The 23397-nt window shown below is 60.2% G+C and carries 21 protein-coding genes and 1 pseudogene; 8 read left to right on the top strand and 14 right to left on the bottom strand.

All coding sequences use genetic code 11. The features are described from left to right. The first annotated feature begins 1 nt into the window (after position 1). From I5961_RS05310 to I5961_RS05295, 4 genes are all read left to right on the top strand, one after another. Positions 2-937, top strand: a complete 936-nt coding sequence (locus I5961_RS05310; RefSeq protein ID WP_227234564.1) for an ABC transporter permease — start codon at positions 2-4, stop codon at positions 935-937. Next, positions 927-1736, top strand: coding sequence for an ABC transporter permease (locus I5961_RS05305; RefSeq protein WP_085697286.1), 810 nt, complete (start codon positions 927-929; stop codon positions 1734-1736). The genes I5961_RS05310 and I5961_RS05305 overlap by 11 nt, the downstream gene beginning before the upstream one ends. A gap of 167 nt (positions 1737-1903) precedes the next feature. Then, complete coding sequence (locus I5961_RS05300) at positions 1904-3328, top strand: gamma-aminobutyraldehyde dehydrogenase (RefSeq protein ID WP_085697285.1); 1425 nt, start codon at positions 1904-1906, stop codon at positions 3326-3328. 145 nt (positions 3329-3473) lie between these two features. Next, on the top strand, positions 3474-4958 hold the full coding sequence (locus I5961_RS05295; protein ID WP_227234563.1) for an APC family permease: 1485 nt from the start codon (positions 3474-3476) through the stop codon (positions 4956-4958). 58 nt (positions 4959-5016) lie between these two features. On the opposite strand, the gene I5961_RS05290 is transcribed toward I5961_RS05295, so the two are convergent. Together I5961_RS05290 and I5961_RS05285 are read right to left on the bottom strand one after the other, a co-directional pair. Further along, positions 5017-5574: a hypothetical protein gene (locus I5961_RS05290; RefSeq protein ID WP_085697283.1), complete on the bottom strand. Its 558-nt coding sequence runs from the start codon at positions 5572-5574 to the stop codon at positions 5017-5019. Positions 5575-5579: 5 nt separating this feature from the next. Beyond that, on the bottom strand, positions 5580-6161 hold the full coding sequence (locus I5961_RS05285; protein WP_085697282.1) for a ComF family protein: 582 nt from the start codon (positions 6159-6161) through the stop codon (positions 5580-5582). Between the two features lie 486 nt (positions 6162-6647). On the opposite strand from I5961_RS05285, the gene I5961_RS05280 reads away from it, so the two are divergent. Then, positions 6648-7133, top strand: coding sequence for a Bro-N domain-containing protein (locus I5961_RS05280; RefSeq protein WP_227234561.1), 486 nt, complete (start codon positions 6648-6650; stop codon positions 7131-7133). Between the two features lie 55 nt (positions 7134-7188). Here I5961_RS05280 and I5961_RS05275 read toward each other — a convergent pair whose 3' ends face one another. Continuing rightward, on the bottom strand, positions 7189-7374 hold the full coding sequence (locus I5961_RS05275) for a hypothetical protein (protein WP_007954656.1): 186 nt from the start codon (positions 7372-7374) through the stop codon (positions 7189-7191). Positions 7375-7776: 402 nt separating this feature from the next. Here I5961_RS05275 and I5961_RS05270 point away from each other — a divergent pair, with 402 nt between their 5' ends. Continuing rightward, positions 7777-9405: a glucan biosynthesis protein D gene (locus I5961_RS05270; protein WP_227234560.1), complete on the top strand. Its 1629-nt coding sequence runs from the start codon at positions 7777-7779 to the stop codon at positions 9403-9405. Positions 9406-9522: 117 nt separating this feature from the next. Here the strand turns inward: I5961_RS05270 and I5961_RS05265 are convergent, their stop codons facing one another. The 4 genes from I5961_RS05265 to I5961_RS05250 form a co-directional block, all read right to left on the bottom strand. Then, positions 9523-10056 carry a GNAT family N-acetyltransferase gene (locus I5961_RS05265; RefSeq protein ID WP_227234558.1) on the bottom strand — a complete coding sequence of 178 codons (534 nt, stop codon included), beginning with the start codon at positions 10054-10056 and terminating at the stop codon, positions 9523-9525. A gap of 91 nt (positions 10057-10147) precedes the next feature. Beyond that, positions 10148-11254 carry an NADH:flavin oxidoreductase/NADH oxidase gene (locus I5961_RS05260; RefSeq protein WP_227234556.1) on the bottom strand — a complete coding sequence of 369 codons (1107 nt, stop codon included), beginning with the start codon at positions 11252-11254 and terminating at the stop codon, positions 10148-10150. A 233-nt stretch (positions 11255-11487) separates the two neighbouring features. Then, positions 11488-13197, bottom strand: a complete 1710-nt coding sequence (gene recJ, locus I5961_RS05255) for a single-stranded-DNA-specific exonuclease RecJ (protein WP_085697277.1) — start codon at positions 13195-13197, stop codon at positions 11488-11490. Positions 13198-13251: 54 nt separating this feature from the next. Beyond that, positions 13252-13794, bottom strand: coding sequence for a YaeQ family protein (locus I5961_RS05250; protein WP_007954646.1), 543 nt, complete (start codon positions 13792-13794; stop codon positions 13252-13254). A gap of 146 nt (positions 13795-13940) precedes the next feature. Between I5961_RS05250 and I5961_RS05245 the strand changes: the two genes are divergently transcribed. Then, complete coding sequence (locus I5961_RS05245; RefSeq protein WP_227234555.1) at positions 13941-15140, top strand: CaiB/BaiF CoA transferase family protein; 1200 nt, start codon at positions 13941-13943, stop codon at positions 15138-15140. A gap of 13 nt (positions 15141-15153) precedes the next feature. Beyond that, positions 15154-16047, top strand: a complete 894-nt coding sequence (locus I5961_RS05240; protein WP_227234553.1) for a TIGR02285 family protein — start codon at positions 15154-15156, stop codon at positions 16045-16047. A 173-nt stretch (positions 16048-16220) separates the two neighbouring features. On the opposite strand, the gene I5961_RS05235 is transcribed toward I5961_RS05240, so the two are convergent. The 7 genes and pseudogenes from I5961_RS05235 to xerD all read right to left on the bottom strand — a co-directional run bounded on the left by I5961_RS05235 (position 16221) and on the right by xerD (position 23361). Continuing rightward, positions 16221-16502 carry a DUF3509 domain-containing protein gene (locus I5961_RS05235; protein WP_085697275.1) on the bottom strand — a complete coding sequence of 94 codons (282 nt, stop codon included), beginning with the start codon at positions 16500-16502 and terminating at the stop codon, positions 16221-16223. Positions 16503-16611: 109 nt separating this feature from the next. Then, positions 16612-17073: a DNA-binding protein gene (locus tag I5961_RS05230; RefSeq protein ID WP_227234551.1), complete on the bottom strand. Its 462-nt coding sequence runs from the start codon at positions 17071-17073 to the stop codon at positions 16612-16614. A gap of 118 nt (positions 17074-17191) precedes the next feature. Next, positions 17192-18542 (bottom strand): annotated as a pseudogene (locus I5961_RS05225) (transporter substrate-binding domain-containing protein). Positions 18543-18677: 135 nt separating this feature from the next. Beyond that, on the bottom strand, positions 18678-20087 hold the full coding sequence (thrC, locus tag I5961_RS05220; protein WP_085697272.1) for a threonine synthase: 1410 nt from the start codon (positions 20085-20087) through the stop codon (positions 18678-18680). Positions 20088-20153: 66 nt separating this feature from the next. Further along, positions 20154-21458 (bottom strand): homoserine dehydrogenase, encoded by a 1305-nt coding sequence (locus I5961_RS05215; RefSeq protein WP_018926703.1) that lies wholly within the window; start codon positions 21456-21458, stop codon positions 20154-20156. Positions 21459-21590: 132 nt separating this feature from the next. Next, a complete protein-coding gene (dsbC, locus tag I5961_RS05210) occupies positions 21591-22322 on the bottom strand; it encodes a bifunctional protein-disulfide isomerase/oxidoreductase DsbC (RefSeq protein ID WP_227234550.1) in 732 nt (243 codons plus the stop codon). 142 nt (positions 22323-22464) lie between these two features. Next, the gene (gene xerD, locus I5961_RS05205) at positions 22465-23361 is read right to left on the bottom strand and encodes a site-specific tyrosine recombinase XerD (protein WP_085697270.1); all 897 of its coding nucleotides are present in this window, start codon (positions 23359-23361) and stop codon (positions 22465-22467) included. Between the last annotated feature and the right edge of the window lie 36 nt (positions 23362-23397).

Genomic DNA, 23397 nt, shown 5'->3' with positions numbered 1-23397 from the left:
CATGAACGCCCTCGCCCTCCCTCAATCGGCGCCGTTGCGCAGGTTTTCCAACCTGCTCTATCGCAAACCGAATTTGTATCTGTCGATGCTGCTGGTGCCGCCGCTGCTGTGGTTCGGCGCAATCTATCTGGGCTCGCTGCTGGTGCTGTTGTGGCAAGGTTTCTACACCTTCGACGACTTCACCATGGCGGTCACGCCCGACCTGACCCTGGCCAACTTCGCCGCACTGTTCCAGCCATCGAACTTCGACATCATCCTGCGCACGCTGAGCATGGCCGTCGTGGTGTCAATCGCCAGCGCCATCGTCGCGTTCCCGATTGCCTACTACATGGCGCGTTACACCACCGGCAAGACCAAGGCGTTTTTCTACATCGCGGTGATGATGCCGATGTGGGCCAGCTACATCGTCAAGGCCTACGCCTGGACGCTGCTGCTGGCCAAGGGCGGCGTGGCGCAATGGTTCGTTCAGCACCTGGGGCTGGAACCGGTTCTGCAGTTCATTCTGGGGATGCCCGGGGTCGGCGGCAGCACCTTGTCGACCTCGCATCTGGGGCGGTTCATGGTGTTCGTCTACATCTGGCTGCCGTTCATGATCCTGCCGATCCAGGCCTCGCTGGAGCGCCTGCCGCCGTCGTTGCTGCAAGCCTCCGCCGACCTCGGGGCCAAACCGCGCCAGACTTTCATGCAGGTGATTCTGCCGCTGTCGGTGCCGGGGATTGCGGCCGGTTCGATCTTCACGTTCTCGCTGACGTTGGGCGACTTCATCGTGCCGCAACTGGTGGGCCCGCCGGGCTACTTCGTCGGCAGCATGGTCTACGCGCAGCAAGGCGCAATCGGCAACATGCCAATGGCTGCCGCATTCACGCTGGTGCCGATCGTGTTGATCGCCATTTACCTGTCCATCGTCAAACGACTGGGGGCCTTCGATGCACTCTGAAAAAGCATCTCTCGGTCTGCGCATCGCAGCCTGGGGCGGGTTGGTGTTTCTGCACTTCCCGATCCTGATCATCTTCCTCTACGCCTTCAACACCGAAGACGCGGCGTTCAGCTTTCCTCCGAAAGGCTTCACGCTGCACTGGTTCAGCGTGGCGTTTTCCCGGCCGGATGTGCTGGAGGCGATCAAGCTGTCGTTGCAGATCGCAGCCATCGCCACACTGATTGCGATGGTGCTCGGCACCCTCGCTTCCGCTGCGCTTTATCGCCGGGACTTCTTCGGCAAACAGGGCATTTCGCTGATGCTGATCCTGCCGATTGCACTGCCGGGGATCATCACCGGGATCGCGCTGCTGGCGACCTTCAAGACGCTGGGGATCGAACCGGGGATGTTCACCATCATCGTCGGCCACGCGACGTTCTGCGTGGTGATCGTTTACAACAACGTCATCGCCCGTTTGCGCCGCACCTCGCACAGCCTGATCGAAGCGTCGATGGACCTCGGCGCCGACGGCTGGCAGACCTTCCGCTACATCATCCTGCCGAATCTCGGCTCGGCGCTGCTCGCCGGCGGCATGCTCGCGTTTGCGCTGTCGTTCGACGAAATCATCGTCACCACTTTCACCGCCGGGCATGAACGCACCTTGCCGCTGTGGTTGCTCAATCAGTTGAGCCGCCCACGGGACGTGCCGGTGACCAACGTCGTGGCGATGCTCGTGATGCTGGTGACCATGCTGCCGATCCTCGGCGCCTACTACCTGACCCGGGGTGGCGAGAGCGTGGCCGGCAGCGGCGGCAAATGAACTCATAACAGACACCACTTTCCCCTGTGGGAGCGAGCTTGCTCGCGAAGAGGCCATGACATCCAACATTGATGTCGACTGGCACACCGCTTTCGCGAGCAAGCTCGCTCCCACAGGATTTTCGGTTTCTTCTGAAAAATAACGATGGCTGCAAAGAGGACAACAACATGCAAACCAAACTCTTGATCAACGGCCAACTGGTCAACGGCGAAGGCCCGGCGCAACCGGTGCTCAACCCGGCGCGTGGCGAAGTGCTGGTGGAAATCAACGAGGCCACCGAGGCCCAGGTCGATGCCGCCGTGCGCGCCGCCGACAGTGCCTTCGCCGAATGGTCGCAGACCACGCCGAAAGACCGTTCGCTGTTGTTGCTCAAACTCGCCGACGCCATCGAAGCCCACGGCGAAGAACTGGCGAAACTGGAATCCGACAACTGCGGCAAACCCTACAGCGCCGCGCTGAACGACGAGATTCCGGCGATTGCCGACGTTTTCCGTTTCTTCGCCGGCGCCAGCCGTTGCATGAGCGGTTCGGCCGGTGGCGAATACCTGCCCGGCCACACCTCGATGATCCGCCGCGACCCGGTGGGCGTGATCGCCTCCATCGCGCCGTGGAACTACCCGCTGATGATGGTCGCCTGGAAAATCGCCCCGGCCCTCGCCGCCGGTAATACCGTGGTGCTCAAGCCATCGGAACAAACCCCGCTGACCGCGTTGCGTCTGGCCGAACTGGCGTCGGATATTTTCCCGGCCGGTGTACTCAATCTGGTGTTTGGTCGTGGGCCGAGCGTGGGCAGCCCGTTGGTGACCCATCCGAAAGTGCGCATGGTCTCGCTGACCGGCTCCATAGCGACCGGCTCGAACATCATTTCCAGCACCGCCGACAGCGTCAAACGCATGCACATGGAACTGGGCGGCAAGGCTCCGGTGATCATCTTCGACGACGCCGATATCGATGCCGCCGTCGAAGGCATTCGTACTTTCGGCTTCTACAACGCCGGCCAGGATTGCACCGCTGCGTGCCGGATCTACGCGCAGCAAGGCATTTACGACAAGTTCGTCGAGAAGCTCGGCGCGGCGGTCAGCAGCATCAAGTACGGCTTGCAGGATGATCCGTCGACCGAGCTGGGGCCGCTGATCACCGCCCAGCATCGCGACCGCGTGGCCGGGTTTGTCGAGCGCGCCGTGGCGCAACCTCACATTCGCTTGATCACCGGCGGCAAGGCTGTCGAAGGCAATGGTTTCTTCTTCGAACCGACCGTTCTGGCCGACGCCCAGCAGGACGACGAAATCGTCCGCCGCGAAGTGTTCGGGCCGGTGGTGTCGGTGACTCAATTCACCGATGAAGCCCAGGCGCTGGAATGGGCCAACGATTCGGACTACGGCCTGGCGTCCTCGGTATGGACGGCGGATGTAGGACGCGCCCATCGCCTGTCCGCACGCTTGCAGTACGGCTGCACCTGGGTGAACACGCACTTCATGCTTGTCAGCGAAATGCCTCACGGCGGTCAGAAACTGTCCGGCTACGGCAAGGACATGTCCATGTACGGGCTGGAGGACTACACCACGGTTCGGCATGTGATGTTCAAGCACTAAAGGCGTCCCCCCGGTTTCATGGCAGAAGCCGGTTATCCGCACCACAAGGCATTCAAAACAATAACTACCGATCCGGGCGGCGCTCACCAAGCCCCGCCACGGTTTCGGCCATCCGAAATCTGCCGATTTCACGGAGCAAACACACATGAGTGCATCACCCGATCTCTCAGCCGCCGTTGCCGACAGCGATGCCGAACAACTGCGCCAACTGGGCTACACCTCCAACTTCAACCGCAGCATGAGCCTGTGGGAAAACTTCGCGCTGGGCTTCACCTATCTTTCACCGGTCGTAGGGGTTTATACCCTGTTCGGCCTGTGCCTGGCCGCTGGCGGGCCACCGATGTTCTGGGCCTATTTGCTGGTCGGTTGCGGGCAATTGCTGGTGTGCCTGATCTTCGGCGAAGTGGTGTCGCAGTTCCCGATTTCCGGCGGTGTCTACCCTTGGGCGCGGCGTCTGGTGGGCAAGAAATGGGCGTGGATGGTCGGCTGGATCTACTCCATCGCCCTGTGCGTAACCATCGCCGCCGTTGCGGTCGGCGCCGGCCCGTACCTCGCCGCCATGCTGGGTTTTGAGCCGAGCAACAACACCAACATCGTCATCGCCCTGGTGCTGACGCTGTTCGCCACACTGGTCAACCTCAGCGGCACCCAAGTGCTGGCGCGGATCGCCATGTTCGGCTTCCTCTGCGAATTGGTGGGTGCGGTGATCGTCGGCGTGTACCTGCTGATTTTCGAGCGTCACCAGCCGATCAGCGTGCTGTTCAACACCTTCGATATCAGCGTCGACGGCTCCTACCTGCCGGCCTTCCTCACCGCTTCGTTGGCGGGGATGTTCCTTTACTACGGCTTCGAGGCCTGCGGTGATGTAGCCGAAGAAACCCCGAACCCGAGCAAGAAAATCCCGGTGGCCATGCGCATGACCATCTACATCGGCGGCATCGCGGCGATGTTCGCTTGCCTGGCGCTGATTCTCGCCGTGCCGGACATGCAAGCGGTGATCAACGGCACCGACAAGGATCCGGTCACCACCATCCTCAACAACGCCTTCGGCCCGGTCGGTTCGAAAGTGGTGATGGCCGTGGTGATGATTTCCTTCATCTCTTGCGTCATCAGCCTGCAAGCGGCGGCGAGTCGTCTGCTGTATTCCTACGCCCGCGATGAAATGGTCATCGGCAGCCGACTGCTGAAAAAGATTTCTCCTACGACCCAGGTTCCGGTCGCTGCGTTGTTCGTGTCCGGCGTACTGCCCGGCCTGATCATCGCCCTCGGCTTCTTCCTGCAAGACGCCGTGGCCACCATCGTCAGCTTCGCCGCCATCGGCATTTACCTCGCGTTCCAGATGATCGTCCTCGCCGCCCTGTACGCCCGCAGCAAAGGCTGGAAACCCAGCGGCAAATTCACCCTCGGCGCCTGGGGCTGGCCGGTGAACATCGGCGCGCTGGTGTACGGCGTCGGCGCAATCATCAACATGGCCTGGCCCCGCACGCCGGATGCCGCGTGGTACATCAACTACGCGATGGTGCTGAGCACGGCGATCGTGGTTGGGCTGGGGTTGGTTTACATGTGGATTGGCAAGCCGTATGACCATGGGAAGGCGCCGGCTGGGGATGCCTGGAAGGTGAGTCGCTAAAAACGTTTGGCCCCGGCACCGATAGAGTGCCGGGGTTCAAGAAAGCCGACGCAAAACATCAAAACAAAAGTTCGCACTGATCGTATTTCAGCGAGGAAATACGATCGAACAATTTGATTTTTTCGTTGGCTTTTTGCTTGGCGTGATCAGACATGAATGCAATCAACTCTTCGAGCTGATTGACGTCTCCCACCACTTTGAATTCCTTCTCCTTGTTGACGAAGACAAGGGACTTCTTCTTTCTAGACAGCAGTTCTATGACGTTGCTGAGCGTACCGGTGCTCTTCGCATCCCATATCATCAATCCGTAGTCAGCAGCTTCGGCCATCACCACGTCTTTCTCGGTGAAGAAAGCCCTCGATCCTTTGGAATGTTTGGAGTCCACTGTTCTGGCGGGCCACTGTCCGAGGTTGTTACGCGGCGCCGGACCGCTACAGAACACAGTGGTTCTGGATCGTTCGAGACTCAGCAGATACTCCTGAATGGAGGTATCGGCGCCACCTGCATCACCAACGACCACCTCGAATTCAGACGCAACGATATTACTGATACGCTCCTTAACCTTCGGATCAAGGTTCTTGATATTGATAGAGCCAGCAATAAATACAGTCGTCATTGAATTCACTTCCAGGTTAGCGCCGCTACGTAGATCTTCCCCACCTTCGGATATTCACGCAAGACAGCACAAGCCGCGTCCATCGACGCTCCGCTGTCAAACAAATCATCTACGACCAAAACATTCCAGCATCCCTCTGTCGTAATTTCGTCATTGACGCTAAAACTGTTTCCAATCGCAGCAACCTTGTCTGCTTTGGAGTGCAAATCCTTGAGTGACTTTCCCGTAGTCGCTTTTCGAAGCAAATCCGAGAAAACCGGCCGCCTGACAATTCGCCCCAACTCCAGAGCGACCTCAGTTACCGGTTGTCGCTGACGGATATTTGAAGCAGGCATGGGCAGCACAAATCCTACTTGATCCAACATAGGGAACACATTTGTCGCTACCGCTTGGGCCAGTGGGCCGACCTGAGTCCAATCCTTCTGGTATTTGAGCTGGTAGGTCGCCTCACCAATCTCTGTGCGCTGATTATCGAAACATGGGTGTCCGCGATCATCGTTGCCGAGAAAGGTACTACTTACCATGTGCTTGTCCAGTACCCATCCCTGATCCCATGGGCCGTTGATCTGTTTGAGGGACACCTTCATTGAATTCTCCATTATTCACAAAAATCCTTTAAGCCCTGCGACCAAGGGCCGAGCACCCGGGGGATGACTGAGATTCAAATAAATAAAGGAAAAATCACGCTTCAGGTGCAGTCTGGCTGACCGCCATACAAAAACAGGCATTTCCTACAGATGCAGGCTTCAAGAAGAAGCCACATTTCCTACGCTACGCGTCCACAGCGTAGACTTGGCGCCGCTAGCGCCTGACCGATAGGCTTTGTCCCGTCGCTGCCCAATCAGCGGCCCGGGGTCGAAGCCGGAAATCTGTCAAAACGGTGCTTGCGTGCCCCCATTGAACTGCGGCTGCTTTGCAACTTCAGTTCTGCGTTATGGCGGGCCGTGTGGCGCGGGCCTTCCGCCTTTTCCGTTTCGACAGGGAAGTAACCCGACTTCGAACGCCACTCGGTTCGCCACCCAACTTTTCGAAGAGTTGGTGGCGACTTTCCTACTCGAAACGGAAGTCATCTCATGCCAGCACCTACTCACATTCCAAATACTGAATATTTCACTCCCACCGTATTCACCCGCCACAACCGCTTCCTCCACGCTCTCCTACTCGATCACCAAGCCTGGTTCTGCGCTCAGGATCTCGGCCGCATGATGGGCCATCCCTTGAACTCACGCGTCACGCTCAAACTCGACCCCGACCAACGCCGCACCGTCCGCCTGCGCAAGTACGGCAAAGTTGTCGAGACGCCAATGGTCAGCGAATCCGGCATGTACGCGCTGCTGGTTCACCATTTCATCCCGGAAAACCGCAACCTGCGCCAATGGCTGAGTAATGAAGTCATTCCCATCCTGCGGGAAACCAGCTCAGCAACAGCGGAAACCTGCCCGAGCCTGAGCTCCGTGCATTGGGCTGGCGTCACCGTGCCGCTGCTCCACTGGCAACAACAGGCCTGGGTGAAATGGCGGGACATGCCTGAGTTGATGCTGGCACAGCGTCCCCGGTAAACCTCAAGAATGAAAAAGGGGCGGACTTCACAGTCCGCCCCTTTGGTTTTTTACTTCAAAACCGCGAAACACTCCTCATCGCATCCACCAGATACCGCATCGCAATCCGATCGCTCTCCGACAACTCGCGGTAACGCTCCACCAGTTTCAGTTCATCAGGACTGAGCCGGCGTCTTCGCCGGACGTTGGTGAGGCAGGGAAAGATGCCCAACATTTCGGTGATGCCTTGTCCTTTTGTCATGGACGATGTCCTTTTCCAGTACGTCAGAAATTTTCGAAAACCGCATCGCCCCGCTCCTTAAGCAGCGATTTGAGCCCTGCCGGTCGGATGGGTCATGACCGGCGATGCCCATAGAATAGAAATTAAATCGGCGCTGAAAAGCTGTTTTTAGAGTAATTAGTCGAAAAAAGCAGATATGCCCTATAAATCAGAAAAGGCTGTGGGATAAGTAACCGTAACGTCTTGTTTCATTGAGAGGCTAGCGCCGTGCTATCAGGGAATTTTGCAAAATCAGCGAACGGATTAAGCTAGCGCGCATCTGTTACTAGTCCGTAGCGTTTGGCCGAAGGCTTGTCCGAACCGTAATTTCTGATCCAGTACGTGCCAGGAAGGGCGCGGGATTGTCCACGACAGGTTGTATCTATGCACCGCAGGAATTTGCTCAAAGCGTCCATGGCCATTGCGGCTTACACCGGCCTATCCGCCTCGGGCCTGCTCGCTGCTCGCGCCTGGGCCGCCTCTGGCGGTGCCGCCGACGGTGAAGCCCAGGCCTTCGACTTTGAAACGCTGAAGCGCCAGGCCAAACAACTGGCCGGCAGCGCGTATCAGGACACCAAACAGGTGCTGCCGCCGACCCTGGCGACCATGACCCCGCAGAACTTCAACGCGATCCGCTACGACGGCGAGCATTCGCTGTGGAAGGAAAACAAGGGTCAGCTCGATGTGCAGTTTTTCCACGTCGGCATGGGTTTCCGCCAACCAGTGCGCATGTACAGCGTCGATCCCAAGACGCGCATGGCGCGCGAGGTGCATTTCCGCCCTCAGCTGTTCAACTACGAAAACACTTCGGTCGATACCCAGCAGCTCAAGGGCGACCTGGGTTTTGCCGGCTTCAAGCTGTTCAAGGCGCCGGAACTGGATCGGCATGACGTGGTGTCGTTCCTCGGCGCCAGCTACTTCCGCGCGGTGGATGCCACTGGCCAATATGGCCTCTCCGCCCGTGGCCTGGCCGTCGACACCTACGCCAAGAAACGCGAAGAATTCCCTGACTTCACCAAGTTCTGGTTCGAGACCCCGGATCAGAACGCGACCCGCTTCGTGGTCTACGCCCTGCTCGACTCGCCGAGCGCGACCGGCGCCTATCGCTTCGACATCGATTGCCAGGCCGAGCGCGTGGTGATGGAGATCGACGCCCACATCAATGCCCGCACCGCCATCGAGCAATTGGGCATCGCGCCGATGACCAGCATGTTCAGCTGCGGCACCCACGAGCGCCGGATGTGCGACACCATTCACCCGCAAATCCACGACTCGGATCGTCTGGCCATGTGGCGCGGTAACGGCGAGTGGATCTGCCGTCCGCTGAACAACCCGGCGACCCTGCAATTCAACGCTTTCGCCGACACCGATCCGAAAGGTTTCGGTCTGGTGCAGACCGACCACGAATTCGCCAACTACCAGGACACCGTCGACTGGTACAGCAAACGTCCGAGCCTGTGGGTAGAACCTACAACCGCGTGGGGCGAAGGCTCTATCGATCTGCTGGAAATTCCTACAACCGGCGAAACCCTCGACAACATCGTTGCATTCTGGACGCCGAAGAAACCGGTGGCGGCCGGCGATTCGCTGAACTACGGCTACAAGCTCTACTGGAGCGCCCTGCCGCCGGTCGGCACGCCGCTGGCGCGGGTTCATGCGACCCGTTCGGGCATGGGTGGATTTGTCGAAGGCTGGGCACCGGGCGAGCATTACCCGCCGGTCTGGGCCCGTCGTTTTGCCGTGGACTTCACCGGTGGCGGTCTGGATCGCCTGCCGCAGGGCACCGGGATCGAGCCGGTGGTGACCTGCTCCAACGGCAAGGTGCAGGACTTCAGCGTGCTGGTGCTGGATGACATCAAGGGTTACCGGATCCTGTTCGACTGGTACCCGACCAACGACAGCGTGGAGCCGGTGGAGCTTCGCCTGTTCATCCGCACCAACGACCGCACGTTGAGCGAGACCTGGTTGTACCAGTACTTCCCGCCGGCGCCGGACAAGCGCAAGTATCCTTGATGATTCTCTAGCGTCAGATCGGGCCTCATCGCTGGCAAGCCAGCTCCCACATGGATATCGATTGATCACCGAGTTTGTGTACAACCGAAAACCTGTGGGAGCTCGCTTTCGAGAGCGTCAGCCCAGGCGACAGTAAAAGTGGATATCGTGAGGTTCGAGTGCAAACAGTTCGGGATCCGGTTGCGCCAGCAACCGGCAACCCTGGCGCTGATAGAACTCCACGGTATTGCGCGACTCGGTCGCCGAGACGTACAACGCCTCGGCGCCAACCTCTCGGCCATGGGCGCAAGCCAGGGCAAACAATCGCCCGCCCAATCCATGCCCCCGCCAGACACGGCTGATGTGCAGAAACTTCAACTGCCGCATGTTCAGGCCCTGATTGTGAATAACCCGGTTATCCACAACCACCGCAGCCACCAGTGTTTCGCCATCGAAAATCCCGTGTAGCCACCCGCCACTGCGCCAGCACTTTTCCAATACCCGCGCATTCTCCTCCGCCTCGCCTTCGGGCCATCCGCGCATGTCGAAACGCGCCGGATACAGAATCAACTCACCGTTTTCCACGCGATAGCATTCCTCGACTAACTCGCTGCGGTCGATCAGCGCCAGCCGCGGCAAGTCCGATTCAGTCAGCGCTCGTTCGATCAACATTGCGATCCATTCCTTTGCAATTCCAAACGACAGACAAGAAAAAACCCGCCGGTTCAATGGCGGGTTTTATAGGCTTTGCGACAGGCCGGAATCAATCCCGCAGATCAGACTCGTGAATCGGCTGATCCCGATGGGTCGCACGTTGATACTGCGCCGGCCACACTGCTTTGCGTCCGCCCAGGTCATCGTCGGCATGCAGTGGCCAGTACGGATCACGCAGCAACTCACGGGCGAGGAAAATGATGTCGGCCTGACAGGTTCGCAAAATGTGCTCGGCTTGCGCAGGCTCGGTAATCATTCCCACGGTGCCGGTGGCGATACCTGACTCCTTGCGTACCCGCTCGGCGAAGCGCGTCTGATAACCCGGCCCCACGGGGATTTCGGCGTTGGCCGCCGTGCCGCCCGATGACACGTCGATCAGGTCAGCGCCCAAGGCTTTCAGGCGTCGCGCCAGCTCTACGGTTTCATCCGGGTTCCAGCCGTCCTCGACCCAGTCGGTAGCCGACAGACGCACAAACACCGGCAATTCCTCCGGCCACACCCCACGCACCGCTTCGGTCACTTGCAGCACCAGACGAATGCGGTTTTCGAACGAACTTCCGTACTGATCGCGGCGCTGGTTACTCAATGGTGAAAGGAACTGGTGCAGGAGATAACCGTGCGCCGCATGCACCTCGACCACACTGAAACCGGCGGTCAGCGCGCGTTTGGCCGCTGCCACAAAGTCCTGAATGACCTGGGCGATCTGCCCTTCATCCAGTTGTTTCGGCTGGGTGTGTTGCGGATCAAAGGCAATCGGGGACGGCCCGACCGGCGTCCAGCCACCATCCTCCGGTTTGACGCTGCCATGCTTGCCGATCCATGGCCGATGGGTGCTGGCCTTGCGCCCGGCGTGGGCCAGTTGAATGCCGGCCACTGCGCCCTGGGCGTTGATGAAACGGGTGATGCGTTGCAGCGGTGCGATCTGTTCGTCGTTCCACAGGCCCAGGTCTTCGGCGGTGATCCGCCCGTCGGCCGTGATCGCCGTGGCTTCGGTGAATACCAGGCCAGCGCCCCCCACGGCACGGCTGCCGAGGTGCACCAGATGCCAGTCGTTGGCCAGGCCATCAACGCTGGAATACTGGCACATGGGCGACACGGCGATGCGGTTGGACAGGGTCAGTTGGCGAAGGGTAAAGGGTTCAAGCAGCAGACTCATGGGGCACCTCTCAATTCAGTGGGCAGGCTCCAGGGTTCTGTTTGAAAAGTCGACGAGTGACAGGAAAAAGGTGCAGCACCCGCCCCCGCGGGCAAAAAATTCGACAAGACGTCACAAGGCCAATCAAGCAGTGCTTAGAGCCTAGTCGACATCCGGGGATGAGGGAGGGTTCAGAAATGAAACAGCACAATTGAAGATTGCCTGCGCCCCTTCAGTAAAGGGCGCAATGAGCTTTAGCGCGGCTCGATGTGGGCAATCATCAACTGCACGGTTTCATTGCCGCGAAACTCGTTGAGATCGAGTTTGTAGGCCAGTTCGACCCATTTGACCGTCGGGTTCGGCCAGATATCGCGATCAATGCCGAACGCGATGCCATCAAGCTTCACCGAACCGCATTCGGTTTTCAGCACCACTTTGAGATGCCGCTCGCCGACCACCCGCTGCTCGACCAACTGAAACACGCCGTGGAACAGCGGCTCCGGAAAATGCTGGCCCCACGGCCCGGCGTGGCGCAGGGCGCGGGCCAGTTCCAGATGAAACTCCTCGACCGCCAATGTGCCATCTGACAGCAGGCGCCCGGTCAGGTCTTCTTCGCGAAGTTGCCTACGCACTTCGGCGTCGAATGCCTCGGCAAACAACGGAAAATTCTCCTGCCGCAAGGTCAAGCCGGCCGCCATCGCGTGGCCACCGTACTTCGCGATCAGGTCCGGATGTTGCGCCGCAACCACGCTCAGCGCATCACGGATATGGAAACCCTGCACCGAGCGCCCCGAGCCCTTGAGCAAACCATCGCCTGCATCGGCGAAGGCGATGGTCGGGCGGAAATACCGCTCTTTCATCCGCGACGCCAGAATGCCGATGACACCTTGGTGCCATTCCGGATCGAACAGGCAAAGACCGAAAGGCATCGACTCGACCGGCAAGTCCTTGAGCTGGGCCAGCGCCTCGCGCTGCATGCCTTGCTCGATGGATTTGCGATCCTGGTTCATGCCGTCCAGTTGCGCAGCCATCTCACGGGCCAGCGCAGCGTCGTGGGTCAGCAGGCACTCGATGCCCAGGCTCATGTCATCCAGACGCCCTGCTGCGTTCAGGCGCGGGCCGACGATGAAACCGAGGTCGGTCGACGTGATGCGCGAGGCTTCACGCTTGGCCACTTCCAGGATGGCCTTGATTCCCGGCCGCGCACGCCCGGCGCGAATCCGCTCCAGGCCCTGATGCACCAGAATCCGGTTGTTGGCATCCAGCGGCACCACGTCGGCAACGCTGCCCAACGCCACCAGATCCAGCAGTTCGCCGATGTTCGGTTGTGGTTTGCTCTCGTACCAGCCAAGGCTGCGCAGGCGCGCACGCAAGGCCATCAACACGTAAAAAATCACCCCGACACCGGCCAGCGCCTTGCTCGGGAACTCGCAGCCGGGCTGGTTCGGATTGACCAGTGCATCGGCCAGCGGCAGTTCGTCGCCGGGCAAGTGGTGGTCGGTGATCAAGACCTTCAGACCGTGACGTTTCGCGGCCGCCACACCTTCAACGCTGGAAATACCGTTATCAACGGTGATCAACAGTTGCGGCTCGCGGGTCATCGCGACTTCGACGATTTCCGGCGTCAGGCCGTAGCCGTATTCGAAGCGGTTCGGCACCAGATAATCGACGTGCGCCGCGCCCAGCAGGCGCAAGCCGAGCACGCCGACGGTACTGGCCGTCGCGCCGTCGGCGTCGAAGTCGCCGACGATCAGGATCCGCTGACGCTGCTCCAGCGCTGTCACCAACAGGTCCACCGCCGCATCGATCCCTTTGAGCTGCTGGAACGGGATCAGCCGCGCCAGGCTCTTGTCCAGCTCCGCCTCGGACTGCACGCCCCGCGCCGCGTACAGGCGGGTCAACAGGGGTGGCAGTTCACCGAGAAACGGCAGAGTGGCGGGCAACGGGCGAGGATCGATACGCATGGGCTAACAGAAGCTTCTCTTGAATACGTGGGATTTTTCGGGAATAGCGCGGACTTAACCGCGCTCGCCTTGCAGCCAGGTGAGCTGGACTTCGTGTTGACCACGGTCGTCAGTCACGAAGATCGTGCCTTCGCTGATCATCACGTCCCACTTGATGACGCGGGGCATGTCCTGGGCCAGGGTTTCCAGCACTTCCTGCGGAACGGCTGCGATGTTGACGTTCTTCAGGTTCTTGATTGCCGGGATTACCTTGCCTTCCCAGACGCGCAGGCTGCCGTAGGCCAGCAGGCTGGTGCGCTCGGTGCGACGGGAGCACCAGGTCAGACGATCCGCATCAGGCTGGCCGACTTCGATCCAGTGCAGGACACGATCGTCCAGGCTCTTTTCCCACAGCGCAGGTTCATCCACGTCCGACAGACCACGACCGAACGACAGTTGCTCGTTGTACCAGAGCGCGTAGGCCAACAGGCGCACGGTCATGCGTTCTTCGGTTTCCGAAGGGTGACGGGCGATGGTCTGCTTCACGTTCTCGTAGACGCTGCGGTCGAGATCGGTGAGGTTCAGTTCGAATTTGTAGGTAGTGGACGGCTGGGCCATGAACGGGCTTCTTGATACGAGGAAAGTCGGCAAGTCTAACCGATGCTGTAGGCAATCCACGAATTGATGGCGATCAACCTTGCGCGACTGACAGCCGGCTATGTTAAAACGCTCTATCTGCTCAGCCTTGTCCTACAGGATCTCGCATGCCGTTCGCCAACAAACCGCTCAGCGGTCTGAAAGTCATTGAATTGGGTACTTTGATTGCCGGGCCGTTTGCCTCGCGCATCTGCGGCGAGTTCGGCGCCGAAGTGATCAAGATCGAGTCGCCGGACGGCGGTGATCCGCTGCGCAAATGGCGCAAGTTGTACGAAGGCACGTCGCTGTGGTGGTTCGTCCAGGCACGCAACAAAAAGTCACTGACCCTGAACCTGAAACACCCCGATGGCCTGGCGATCCTGAAAAAACTGCTGGGCGAAGCCGACATCCTGATCGAGAACTTTCGCCCCGGCGTGCTGGAAAAACTCGGCCTGAGCTGGGAAACCCTGCATGCGCTGAACCCGAAACTGGTGATGGTGCGTCTGTCGGGTTTCGGCCAGACCGGGCCAATGAAAGACCAGCCAGGTTTCGGTGCCGTTGGTGAATCCATGGGCGGCCTGCGCTACATCACCGGTTTCGAAGACCGCCCGCCAGTACGCACCGGCATTTCCATCGGCGACTCGATTGCCGCCCTGTGGGGCGTGATCGGCGCGTTGATGGCTTTGCGTCATCGCGAGGTCAACGGCGGGCTCGGTCAGGTGGTCGATGTGGCGCTGTACGAAGCGATCTTCGCCATGATGGAAAGCATGGTGCCGGAATTCGATGTGTTCGGTTTTATCCGTGAACGCACCGGCAACATCATGCCGGGCATCACGCCGTCGTCGATCCACACCAGTGCCGACGGCAAACATGTGCAGATCGGTGCCAATGGCGATGCGATCTTCAAGCGCTTCATGCTGATCATCGGCCGCGAAGATCTGGCCAATGACCCGGCGCTGGTCAGCAACGACGGACGCGACAGCCGTCGTGACGAGTTGTATGGGGTGATCGACCGCTGGGTCAACTCGCTGCCGCTGCAAACGGTACTGGATCTGCTGAACCAGGCCGAAGTGCCGGCCAGCCGGATCTTCAGCGCCGAAGACATGTTCAACGATCCGCAGTACCTGGCCCGGGAAATGTTCCTGCACGCCAAACTGCCGGACGGCAAACCCTTCAAGATGCCGGGCATCGTGCCGAAACTCTCTGAGACACCCGGCACGTCCGAATGGGTCGGACCGCAGCTCGGTGAACACAATGCGCAGGTACTCCACGATCTTGGCTACGACGAGAAGCAGGTCGCCCGGCTGCGCGAAGACGGAGCCATCTGAGCTGAAGCGCCTGATGCCCTCGGCCTCGAATCGCGCCCACCATTGGTGGACCTGGCGGTTGTTCGGCCTGCTATTGCTGCTGGTACTGCCGGCGTGGGCGCAGGCCAAACCGACGTTGATCTGGCTGCTGCGCGACCTGCCGCCGCTGACGATCTTAGAAGGCCCGAAAAAGGGCCAGGGCGTTATCGATCAATTGATGCCGATGCTGATTGCCGGCATGCCGCAATACGAACACACCTTGATGCGGGTCAATCGCGCCCGCGGCAATCAAATGCTCCATGAACACCCCTTCGCCTGCGATCCGTCGCTGGTCTGGAACAAGGAGCGGGCGCAATGGATCGCCTTCTCCATCCCCGCGTTTCGCGCGGTCAGCAATGGTTTGGTGGTGCGTCAGAGAGATCGCGAAGTGCTCGAGCCATTTCTGGTCGAGGGCGAAGCCGACCTGTCGGCATTTTTGGCCAACGGCGAGCGAAAAGTCGGGGTGGTCGCGGAACGGAGTTATGGCGAGTACATCGATACATTGCTGCATCAGGCACCGGGCGGCGCGTTGACGCCGCATTACGGCAACGATGCGCTCAGCAGCCTGCTGTCGATGCAGCGTCTGGGGCGTTTGCAGGTGGTGCTGGGTTACTGGCCTGAAATCCGCTATCAGGCACGGCAGGCCGAGATCGCCGAGAATGAATTGCTGTTCTTTCCGATTCGCGGCACGGACAAGTATCTGTCAGGCCATGTCGGCTGCACCGACACCACGGCGGGTCGACAGGCGATCACCGAGATCAATCAGCTGTTGCGCACCCTGCCCCACGAACATCTCGACCAGCTCTATGCCGATTGGCTCGACCCCGAGAGTCGCCAGGACTATCTGGAGCAGGCGCGGATTTTCTTCCAGCAACAAGCCGCGCAGTGAAATCCGGGCAAAAAGAAACCCGAGAAGTGGGGAGACGACTCGGGGTTAAACGTGGTCTGAATCAAAGACCCGTAGCAGCAAGCCACAAGCACCGGAGCACAATGCTTGATCCTGCTGTTACGGGGTCTGACTGACTTGGATGCAGGAAGGTTCCCACAAAAGAAAAATCAGTTTCAGAGGGTCGGGTGCTTGTCGAGGGCTGCGTTTCGCAACGCGGCGATGACACAGGGCTCCAGCCGGCCTTCGGCAATCAGGATGTCACGGTGCAGGCCGTCGACCACATCGGTCAGCTGGCGCTTGTCGCTCAATTGCGCCTGATTGAATTCGCGCTCCACCACGATCGCGCCGTTGCCGTTCTTCAAGGTCACCAGGCATTCGCCGTGGCGACCCCGAGGGGTCAACGTCACCTGATACGGGCTCAGAGCCTCACCGAGCAATAGACTGATACTTTCCATCTCGATCTCCACTCAATAGTCCGAAAACACAGTGTCTGGGGCGTGTTCACAGTAAATGACCACCGGCCCGAGAGGAAAGTTCTGCCTGCCGCCGGCCTCTCCCGGAGCGTCACCGGCCTATCGGAGCATGCATGGCGAAGATGACAGAAAAATAACCATGGGGCTCAAGCGTCGACGGAATGCCGGGGGTCGCCATGTAGGTGTCCAGCAGACTCCTCATCAACACCGCAGAGACCGGTGTGTGCAGGCGGCCCAGCAAGGTAATCCCGTGCTCGCCCAGCAACGTTTCCAGTTCGTCCAGCAGGCTGGGGGCCACGGTGCCCAGCAGGATCATCGCCCGCGCGCCCTTCCGGTCGGCCAGATGCCGGATCAGCGCCAACCCGTCACCGTTCTGCAATCGCGGGTTGCACAGGGTGATGTCGACGGCTCCGCGGCGCTCCAGTGAGCGCTTGGCCGAACCCAGCGACGGCGCGGTCAGGACATCGTAGATACCGATGGCGTTGAGCATCTGGTGCAACGCCATCAGCTGGAACGGATTGGGTTCTAGAATCAGGATCTTGAGCGAGCGCATGGGACGACCTCTGGAGCGACAATCGCGGATTCACGCCGCAGTGGCCTGTCACTCTAGGGCAGTCGTCCTAAGCCTCCCATCAGAAAAGGAATCGCGGTTTATAGGACTTTTCCCATCTTTAATCCAGACATCGACACCCGCTCTCCTTTCGACGCTCGGTGATGTCCGTCCAGCCGCCAAGCAGACCGCGCAGTTTTCCGTCGGCACAGTAAAACGGCACCGTCCACTGATAGATCTGGCGGGGGCCGTTCTTGAACATCAGCTGCCGTTTGCTGAAGCGCGTTTTACGCGTGCCCAGTTGCGCCATGAATTCGTCGTGCAGCATCAGTGCCGTCGCCTGTGGAAGTGCGTCGAACTCGAACAGCATCCGCCCCTGGACCTGCTCCTGACGGACCGACAGCGCATCTTCATAACTGCGGTTGCACATGATCAACCGACCCTGCAGATCGCGCACGAACACGGGATCGGGCATCGCATCGATCAGCGCATGTTGAAAGGCCAATTGATCTCGCAGATCCTTTTCGGCCGCACGTCTCTGTTTTATCTCGGCCGCCAGTCGACGGTTCCACAACAACGACAGGAGTCCGAACACTCCGAGCCCGCCTATCGCCCAGCATCCCCCTTGATCAGTTGCGACGTGATCGAGGGTGTCGGCGCGGGAGCAATGCCATCCAGCCATTTCATGCGCATGGCGCGCAGTTCGGCCGCAGAGAAAGCGCCCAAGGCCTTGTTGAGGATGCTCACCAGTTCGGGCAGCCCTTTGCGTACTGCCAGATGGTCAGCCTCCCACTTGCCCTCCACGAGACCGCCGACCCTGAGCAGGCCAGAGGGAAACAGCTGAGCGCCGATCTCGTTTTCGATGGTCGCGTAGGCCTCGCCACTCTCGACCAGGGCCCGCGCCTCGGCATACGTCTTGACCGAGCGGATCTCGATTGCCGGGTAGTCGCGTCGAATGCTGTCCTCCAGCGCATGCCGGGCCGGCAGCACCAGCACCCGCTTGGCCAGCGCCGCAAGCGACTGTATCTCGGGCTCGTCAGCGTGCCCGACGAACACCCAGCCGGCACCGCCGAACGCGTGACTGAAATCCAGAAACGCCTTGCGCTCGTCGTTCATCGCCAGCGTTGTGCTCATATCGGCCACACCACTCTGGAGCCGTTCAAGCAGGTGATCGGTGGAGAATGACTCCTGATGCACAAACTGCAGGCCGGTCAAGGCACTGATGTGCGACAGGACATCGTTGTTCAAGCCGCTCCACTGGCCATGCTCATCCTGAAACAGATACAACGGGTACTGCACCGAGGCGACGGTCACTCGGGGTTATCTCGAATCCACTGACGCTCGTGCTCATCGAGCTCGATCGGCTGAACATCCTCCAGCGCAACGGAATGCTTCGCCAGATGGCCTGCTTCAGCCCACGGTGACAGCCCGAAGCAGCCCAATAAAAACAACCAGCACAGGGCTGGTTTCAATCCTGAAAAAACCGCATTGCCACATCCTTCGTCATCGACTCGCCCGTCCTTGGTGGGCGAAACGCGCGCAGTGTGGCATGCAAAACAAGAAAGCCCGTCAGGAGACGGGCTTCAAAATGTGACAGCTCTGCGGGCTTAAAGAGGCTTGCCGCGGTTGCCATGCTGACTGACAAAGGCCTGCACGGCTTTGAGTTCGTTCGGCAGGACAGTGCAGCGCTCTTCTCTCTCAAACAAATCAGAAAGATGTGTAGGTAGCTCGAGTGCTTTTCCTACGCCTGCTTTCTCCACTGCGTCCGGGAACTTGACCGGATGCGCCGTGCCCAGAATCACCATCGGGATGTCCAGGCTGCGACGGCATTCGCGAGCGGCTTTCACGCCGATGGCGGTGTGCGGGTCGAGCACTTCACCGGTCTGCTCGTAGACTTCGGCGATGGTCTCGCAGGTTTGCGCATCGTCCACGGCCAGCGAGTCGAACAGTTTGCGTGCCTCGGTCCAGCGTTCCTGTTCGACGCTGAAACCGCCGCCCTGCTTGAACGAGTCCATCAGGCCGGCGATCGCCGCGCCATTGCGACCGTGCAGGTCGAACAGCAGGCGTTCGAAGTTCGACGAGACCATGATGTCCATCGACGGCGACAGCGTGGCGTGCAGGGTCTCCTTGACGTACTGGTTGCCGCTCATGAAGCGGTGCAGGATGTCGTTGCGGTTGGTGGCAACCACCAACTGGTTGATCGGCAGGCCCATGTTGCGCGCCAGGTAGCCGGCGAAGATGTCGCCGAAGTTGCCCGTCGGCACCGAGAACGACACCGAACGCGCCGGGCCGCCCAATTGCAGGGCTGCATGGAAGTAGTAAACGATCTGGGCCATGATCCGCGCCCAGTTGATCGAGTTCACCGCCACCAGGCGCGTGCCCTTGAGGAAGCTCTGGTCGGCGAAGCTGGCCTTGACCATTTCCTGGCAGTCATCGAAGTTGCCTTCGATGGCGATGTTGTGGATGTTTTCACCGAGGATGGTGGTCATCTGCCGACGCTGTACTTCAGACACACGGTTGTGCGGGTGCAGGATGAAGATGTCGACGTTTTCGCAGTGCTTGCAGCCTTCGATGGCGGCCGAACCGGTGTCACCGGAGGTGGCGCCGACGATGACCACGCGCTCGCCGCGCTTTTCCAGCACGTAGTCGAGCAAGCGACCGAGCAGTTGCAGGGCGAAGTCCTTGAACGCCAGGGTCGGACCGTGGAACAGCTCCAGCACCCATTCGTTGCCGTTCAGCTGACGCAGCGGCGCAACGGCGTTGTGGGCGAACACACCGTAGGTTTCTTCAAGAATCTTTTTGAAATCGGCGTCCGGAATGCTGCCGGTGACGAACGGGCGCATGACCCGGAAAGCCAGCTCGTGATACGGCAGGCCGGCCCAGGAAGCGATTTCTTCCTGGGTGAAACGTGGCAGGTTTTCCGGGACGTACAGACCGCCGTCGGTGGCAAGACCGGCCAGCAGGACGTCTTCGAAATTCAGGGCCGGTGCCTGGCCGCGGGTACTGATGTAACGCATGACTGACTCCAATGGACAGTGTTCACGACACCGGCCCCGCTGGCGGGACCGGTGAAGGAGATCGGCTTAGTTCAAGTGCTCGACACGGATCCGCACAACCGGACCGACCACGCCCGCCAGCGCTTCAAGGGCGGCGATCGCATCGTTGATGTGCTGTTCCAGCACGCGGTGGGTCAGCAGGATCATCGGCACCAGGCCGTCGTGTTCCTCGACTTCCTTCTGCATGATCGACTCGATGTTGATGCCGCGCTCCGAGAGGATGCTCGCCACCTGAGCGAGTACGCCCGGGTGATCCTTGGCCTGGATGCGCAGGTAGTAGGCACTTTCGCAGGCTTCGATCGGCAGGATCGGATGAGCCGACAGCGAGTCCGGCTGGAAGGCCAGGTGCGGCACGCGGTTTTCCGGGTCGGAGGTCATGGCGCGAACCACGTCCACCAGATCCGCGATCACCGACGAAGCGGTCGGCTCCATGCCGGCGCCGGCGCCGTAGAACAGGGTCGAACCGGCAGCGTCGCCATTGACCATCACCGCGTTCATCACGCCGTTGACGTTGGCGATCAGACGATCGGCCGGGATCAGCGTCGGGTGTACGCGCAACTCGATACCCGCGGCGGTGCTGCGTGCAACGCCCAGGTGCTTGATGCGGTAGCCCAGCGCTTCGGCGTAGTTCACGTCGGCGGTGGTCAGCTTGGTGATGCCTTCGGTGTAAGCCTTGTCGAACTGCAGCGGAATACCGAATGCGATCGATGCCAGGATCGTCAGCTTGTGCGCGGCGTCAATGCCCTCGACGTCGAAGGTCGGATCGGCTTCGGCGTAACCCAGCGCTTGCGCCTCGGCCAGCACGTCTTCGAAGGTACGACCCTTCTCGCGCATTTCGGTGAGGATGAAGTTGCCGGTGCCGTTGATGATCCCGGCGACCCAGTTGATACGGTTGGCGGACAGGCCTTCCCGGATCGCCTTGATCACCGGAATGCCGCCGGCGACCGCCGCTTCGAATGCCACGATCACGCCTTTCTCGCGTGCCTTGGCGAAAATTTCATTACCGTGAACGGCAATCAGAGCCTTGTTCGCGGTGACCACATGCTTGCCATTCTCGATGGCCTTGAGTACCAGCTCGCGGGCAACGGTGTAGCCGCCCATCAGCTCTATGACGATGTCGATCTCAGGGTTCGTGGCCACTTCGAAGACATCGTTGGTAATCGCAATACCGGTCGTCTGGAACTGAGGCTTTGGCGTGCGCATGGCAATTTGTGCCACTTCGATTCCACGCCCGGCACGACGAGCAATTTCCTCGGCGTTGCGCTGAAGTACGTTGAAGGTTCCGCCACCGACGGTCCCTAACCCACAGATGCCTACTTTGACCGGTTTCACTGTGAACTCCCCATAAAACGGCCGACACGAGGCCGGCCGTGAAAACAACCGCAGGTTCGCGGCTCTCTGTTGATGGCCCGGCAATCCAGCCGCCGGACCACGCTCGTCAACGCCTGAGCGCGACGATGCGAATTACTTCGCGCCCAGCGCCAGTTTGGCGACTTGTGGCGCAGGCTGGTAGCCCGGAATGACTTGTCCGTCGGCCAAAACGATGGCCGGTGTGCCGTTCACGCCGATCGACTGACCGAGGGCGAACTGCCTGGACACCGGGTTCTCGCACTTGGCGGCCTTGATTTCCTTGCCATCGACCATTTTGTCCATGGCCGCTTTCTTGTCTTTCGAGCACCAAACGGCTTGCAGCTGTTCGTCGCCCGGCGAGCCAAGGCCCTGACGCGGGAACGCCACGTAACGCACTTCGATGCCACGCTTGTTCAGCTCGGGCACTTCAGCGTGCAGCTTGTGGCAGTACGGGCAGGTGGTGTCGGTGAACACGGTGATGTGCGACTTGGTTTCGCCCACGGCCGGGTAAACCACGGTCTCGGCCACCGGGATCGCATTGATCAGTTTGGAAATGCCCAGGCGCTCGGTCTTCTCGGTCAGGTTGACCGGTTTGCCGTCCTTGAGCTGGAACATGTAGCCCTGAACGATGTACTGGCCGTCGGCGCTGGCGTAGAGCACGCGGCTGCCCTTGAGCTTGACTTCGTACAGGCCCGGCAGCGGGCTGGCGGTGATGGTGTCCACCGGCACGTCGAGCTGGAGGTTTTCCAGGCTTTGGCGAATCGCTTTGTCGGCCGCGTCATCGGCGACGGCAAAGGTGCTGACCAACGCAATGGCTGCGGCGGCGAAAATCTGGGTCAGACGCATGAGAACTCCTGAAGGCGGACAAATGGAACGATCAGAACGCCCGTGCCGGAACACCGGGTCATAACCGCCCATCGTGCAAACCGGCAAAGCCTACCACATAAGGCTCCCGTGGCCGAATGCGCCTGTCGCAAGACAAACGGGCTCAGCCGCGCGGGTGATGTTTGGCATGCAGATCCTGCAAACGCGCCCGGGCGACGTGAGTGTAGATCTGCGTGGTCGACAGGTCGCTGTGGCCCAACAGCATCTGCACCACCCGCAAGTCCGCGCCATGGTTGAGCAAGTGGGTGGCAAACGCGTGACGCAGGGTGTGCGGCGACAGTGATTTTCCGATCCCGGCGACCTTGGCCTGATGCTTGATGCGGTGCCAGAAGGTCTGCCGAGTCATCTGCTCGCCGCGCTGGCTGGGAAACAGCACATCACTGGGGCGCCCGCCCAGCAGTTCGCTGCGACCGTCGCGCAGGTAGCGCTCGACCCAGACAATCGCTTCCTCGCCCATCGGCACCAACCGCTCCTTGCTGCCCTTGCCCATCACCCGCAACACGCCCTGACGCAGGTTGACCTGCTCCAGGGTCAGGCTGATCAACTCGGTCACCCGCAGCCCACAGGCGTAAAGCACTTCGAGCATGGCGCGGTCGCGCTGGCCGATGGCTTCACTCAAATCCGGCGCCTTGAGCAGCGCTTCAACGTCGGCTTCCGACAGGGACTTTGGCAATGGCCGACCGAGCTGCGGCATATCCACGCGCAAGGTCGGATCGACCGAAATCAGTTTTTCCCGCAACAGATAGCGATAAAAGCCACGCACACCCGAGAGGAATCGCGCGGTGGAGCGAGGTTTGTAGTTCTGTTCCAGGCGCCAGGCCAGGTGATCGAGGATCAGCTCGCGACCGGCATTGATCAGCTCGAGACCTTTGTCCTGCAACCAGCCGTTGAACAGCGCGAGATCACTGCGATAGGCGTTGCGAGTGTTGTCGGAGAGACCTTTTTCCAGCCAGAGGGCGTCGAGAAACTGGTCGATCAGTGGGTGGTCGATGGCAGGCATGGGCGCTCAAGTCACGCAGGCTTGGCACTGCGCGCA

The sequence above is a fragment of the Pseudomonas sp. IAC-BECa141 genome (assembly GCF_020544405.1).
In the GTDB taxonomy this organism is placed as follows: domain Bacteria; phylum Pseudomonadota; class Gammaproteobacteria; order Pseudomonadales; family Pseudomonadaceae; genus Aquipseudomonas.
This window is presented reverse-complemented; position numbering and strand designations above follow the sequence as displayed.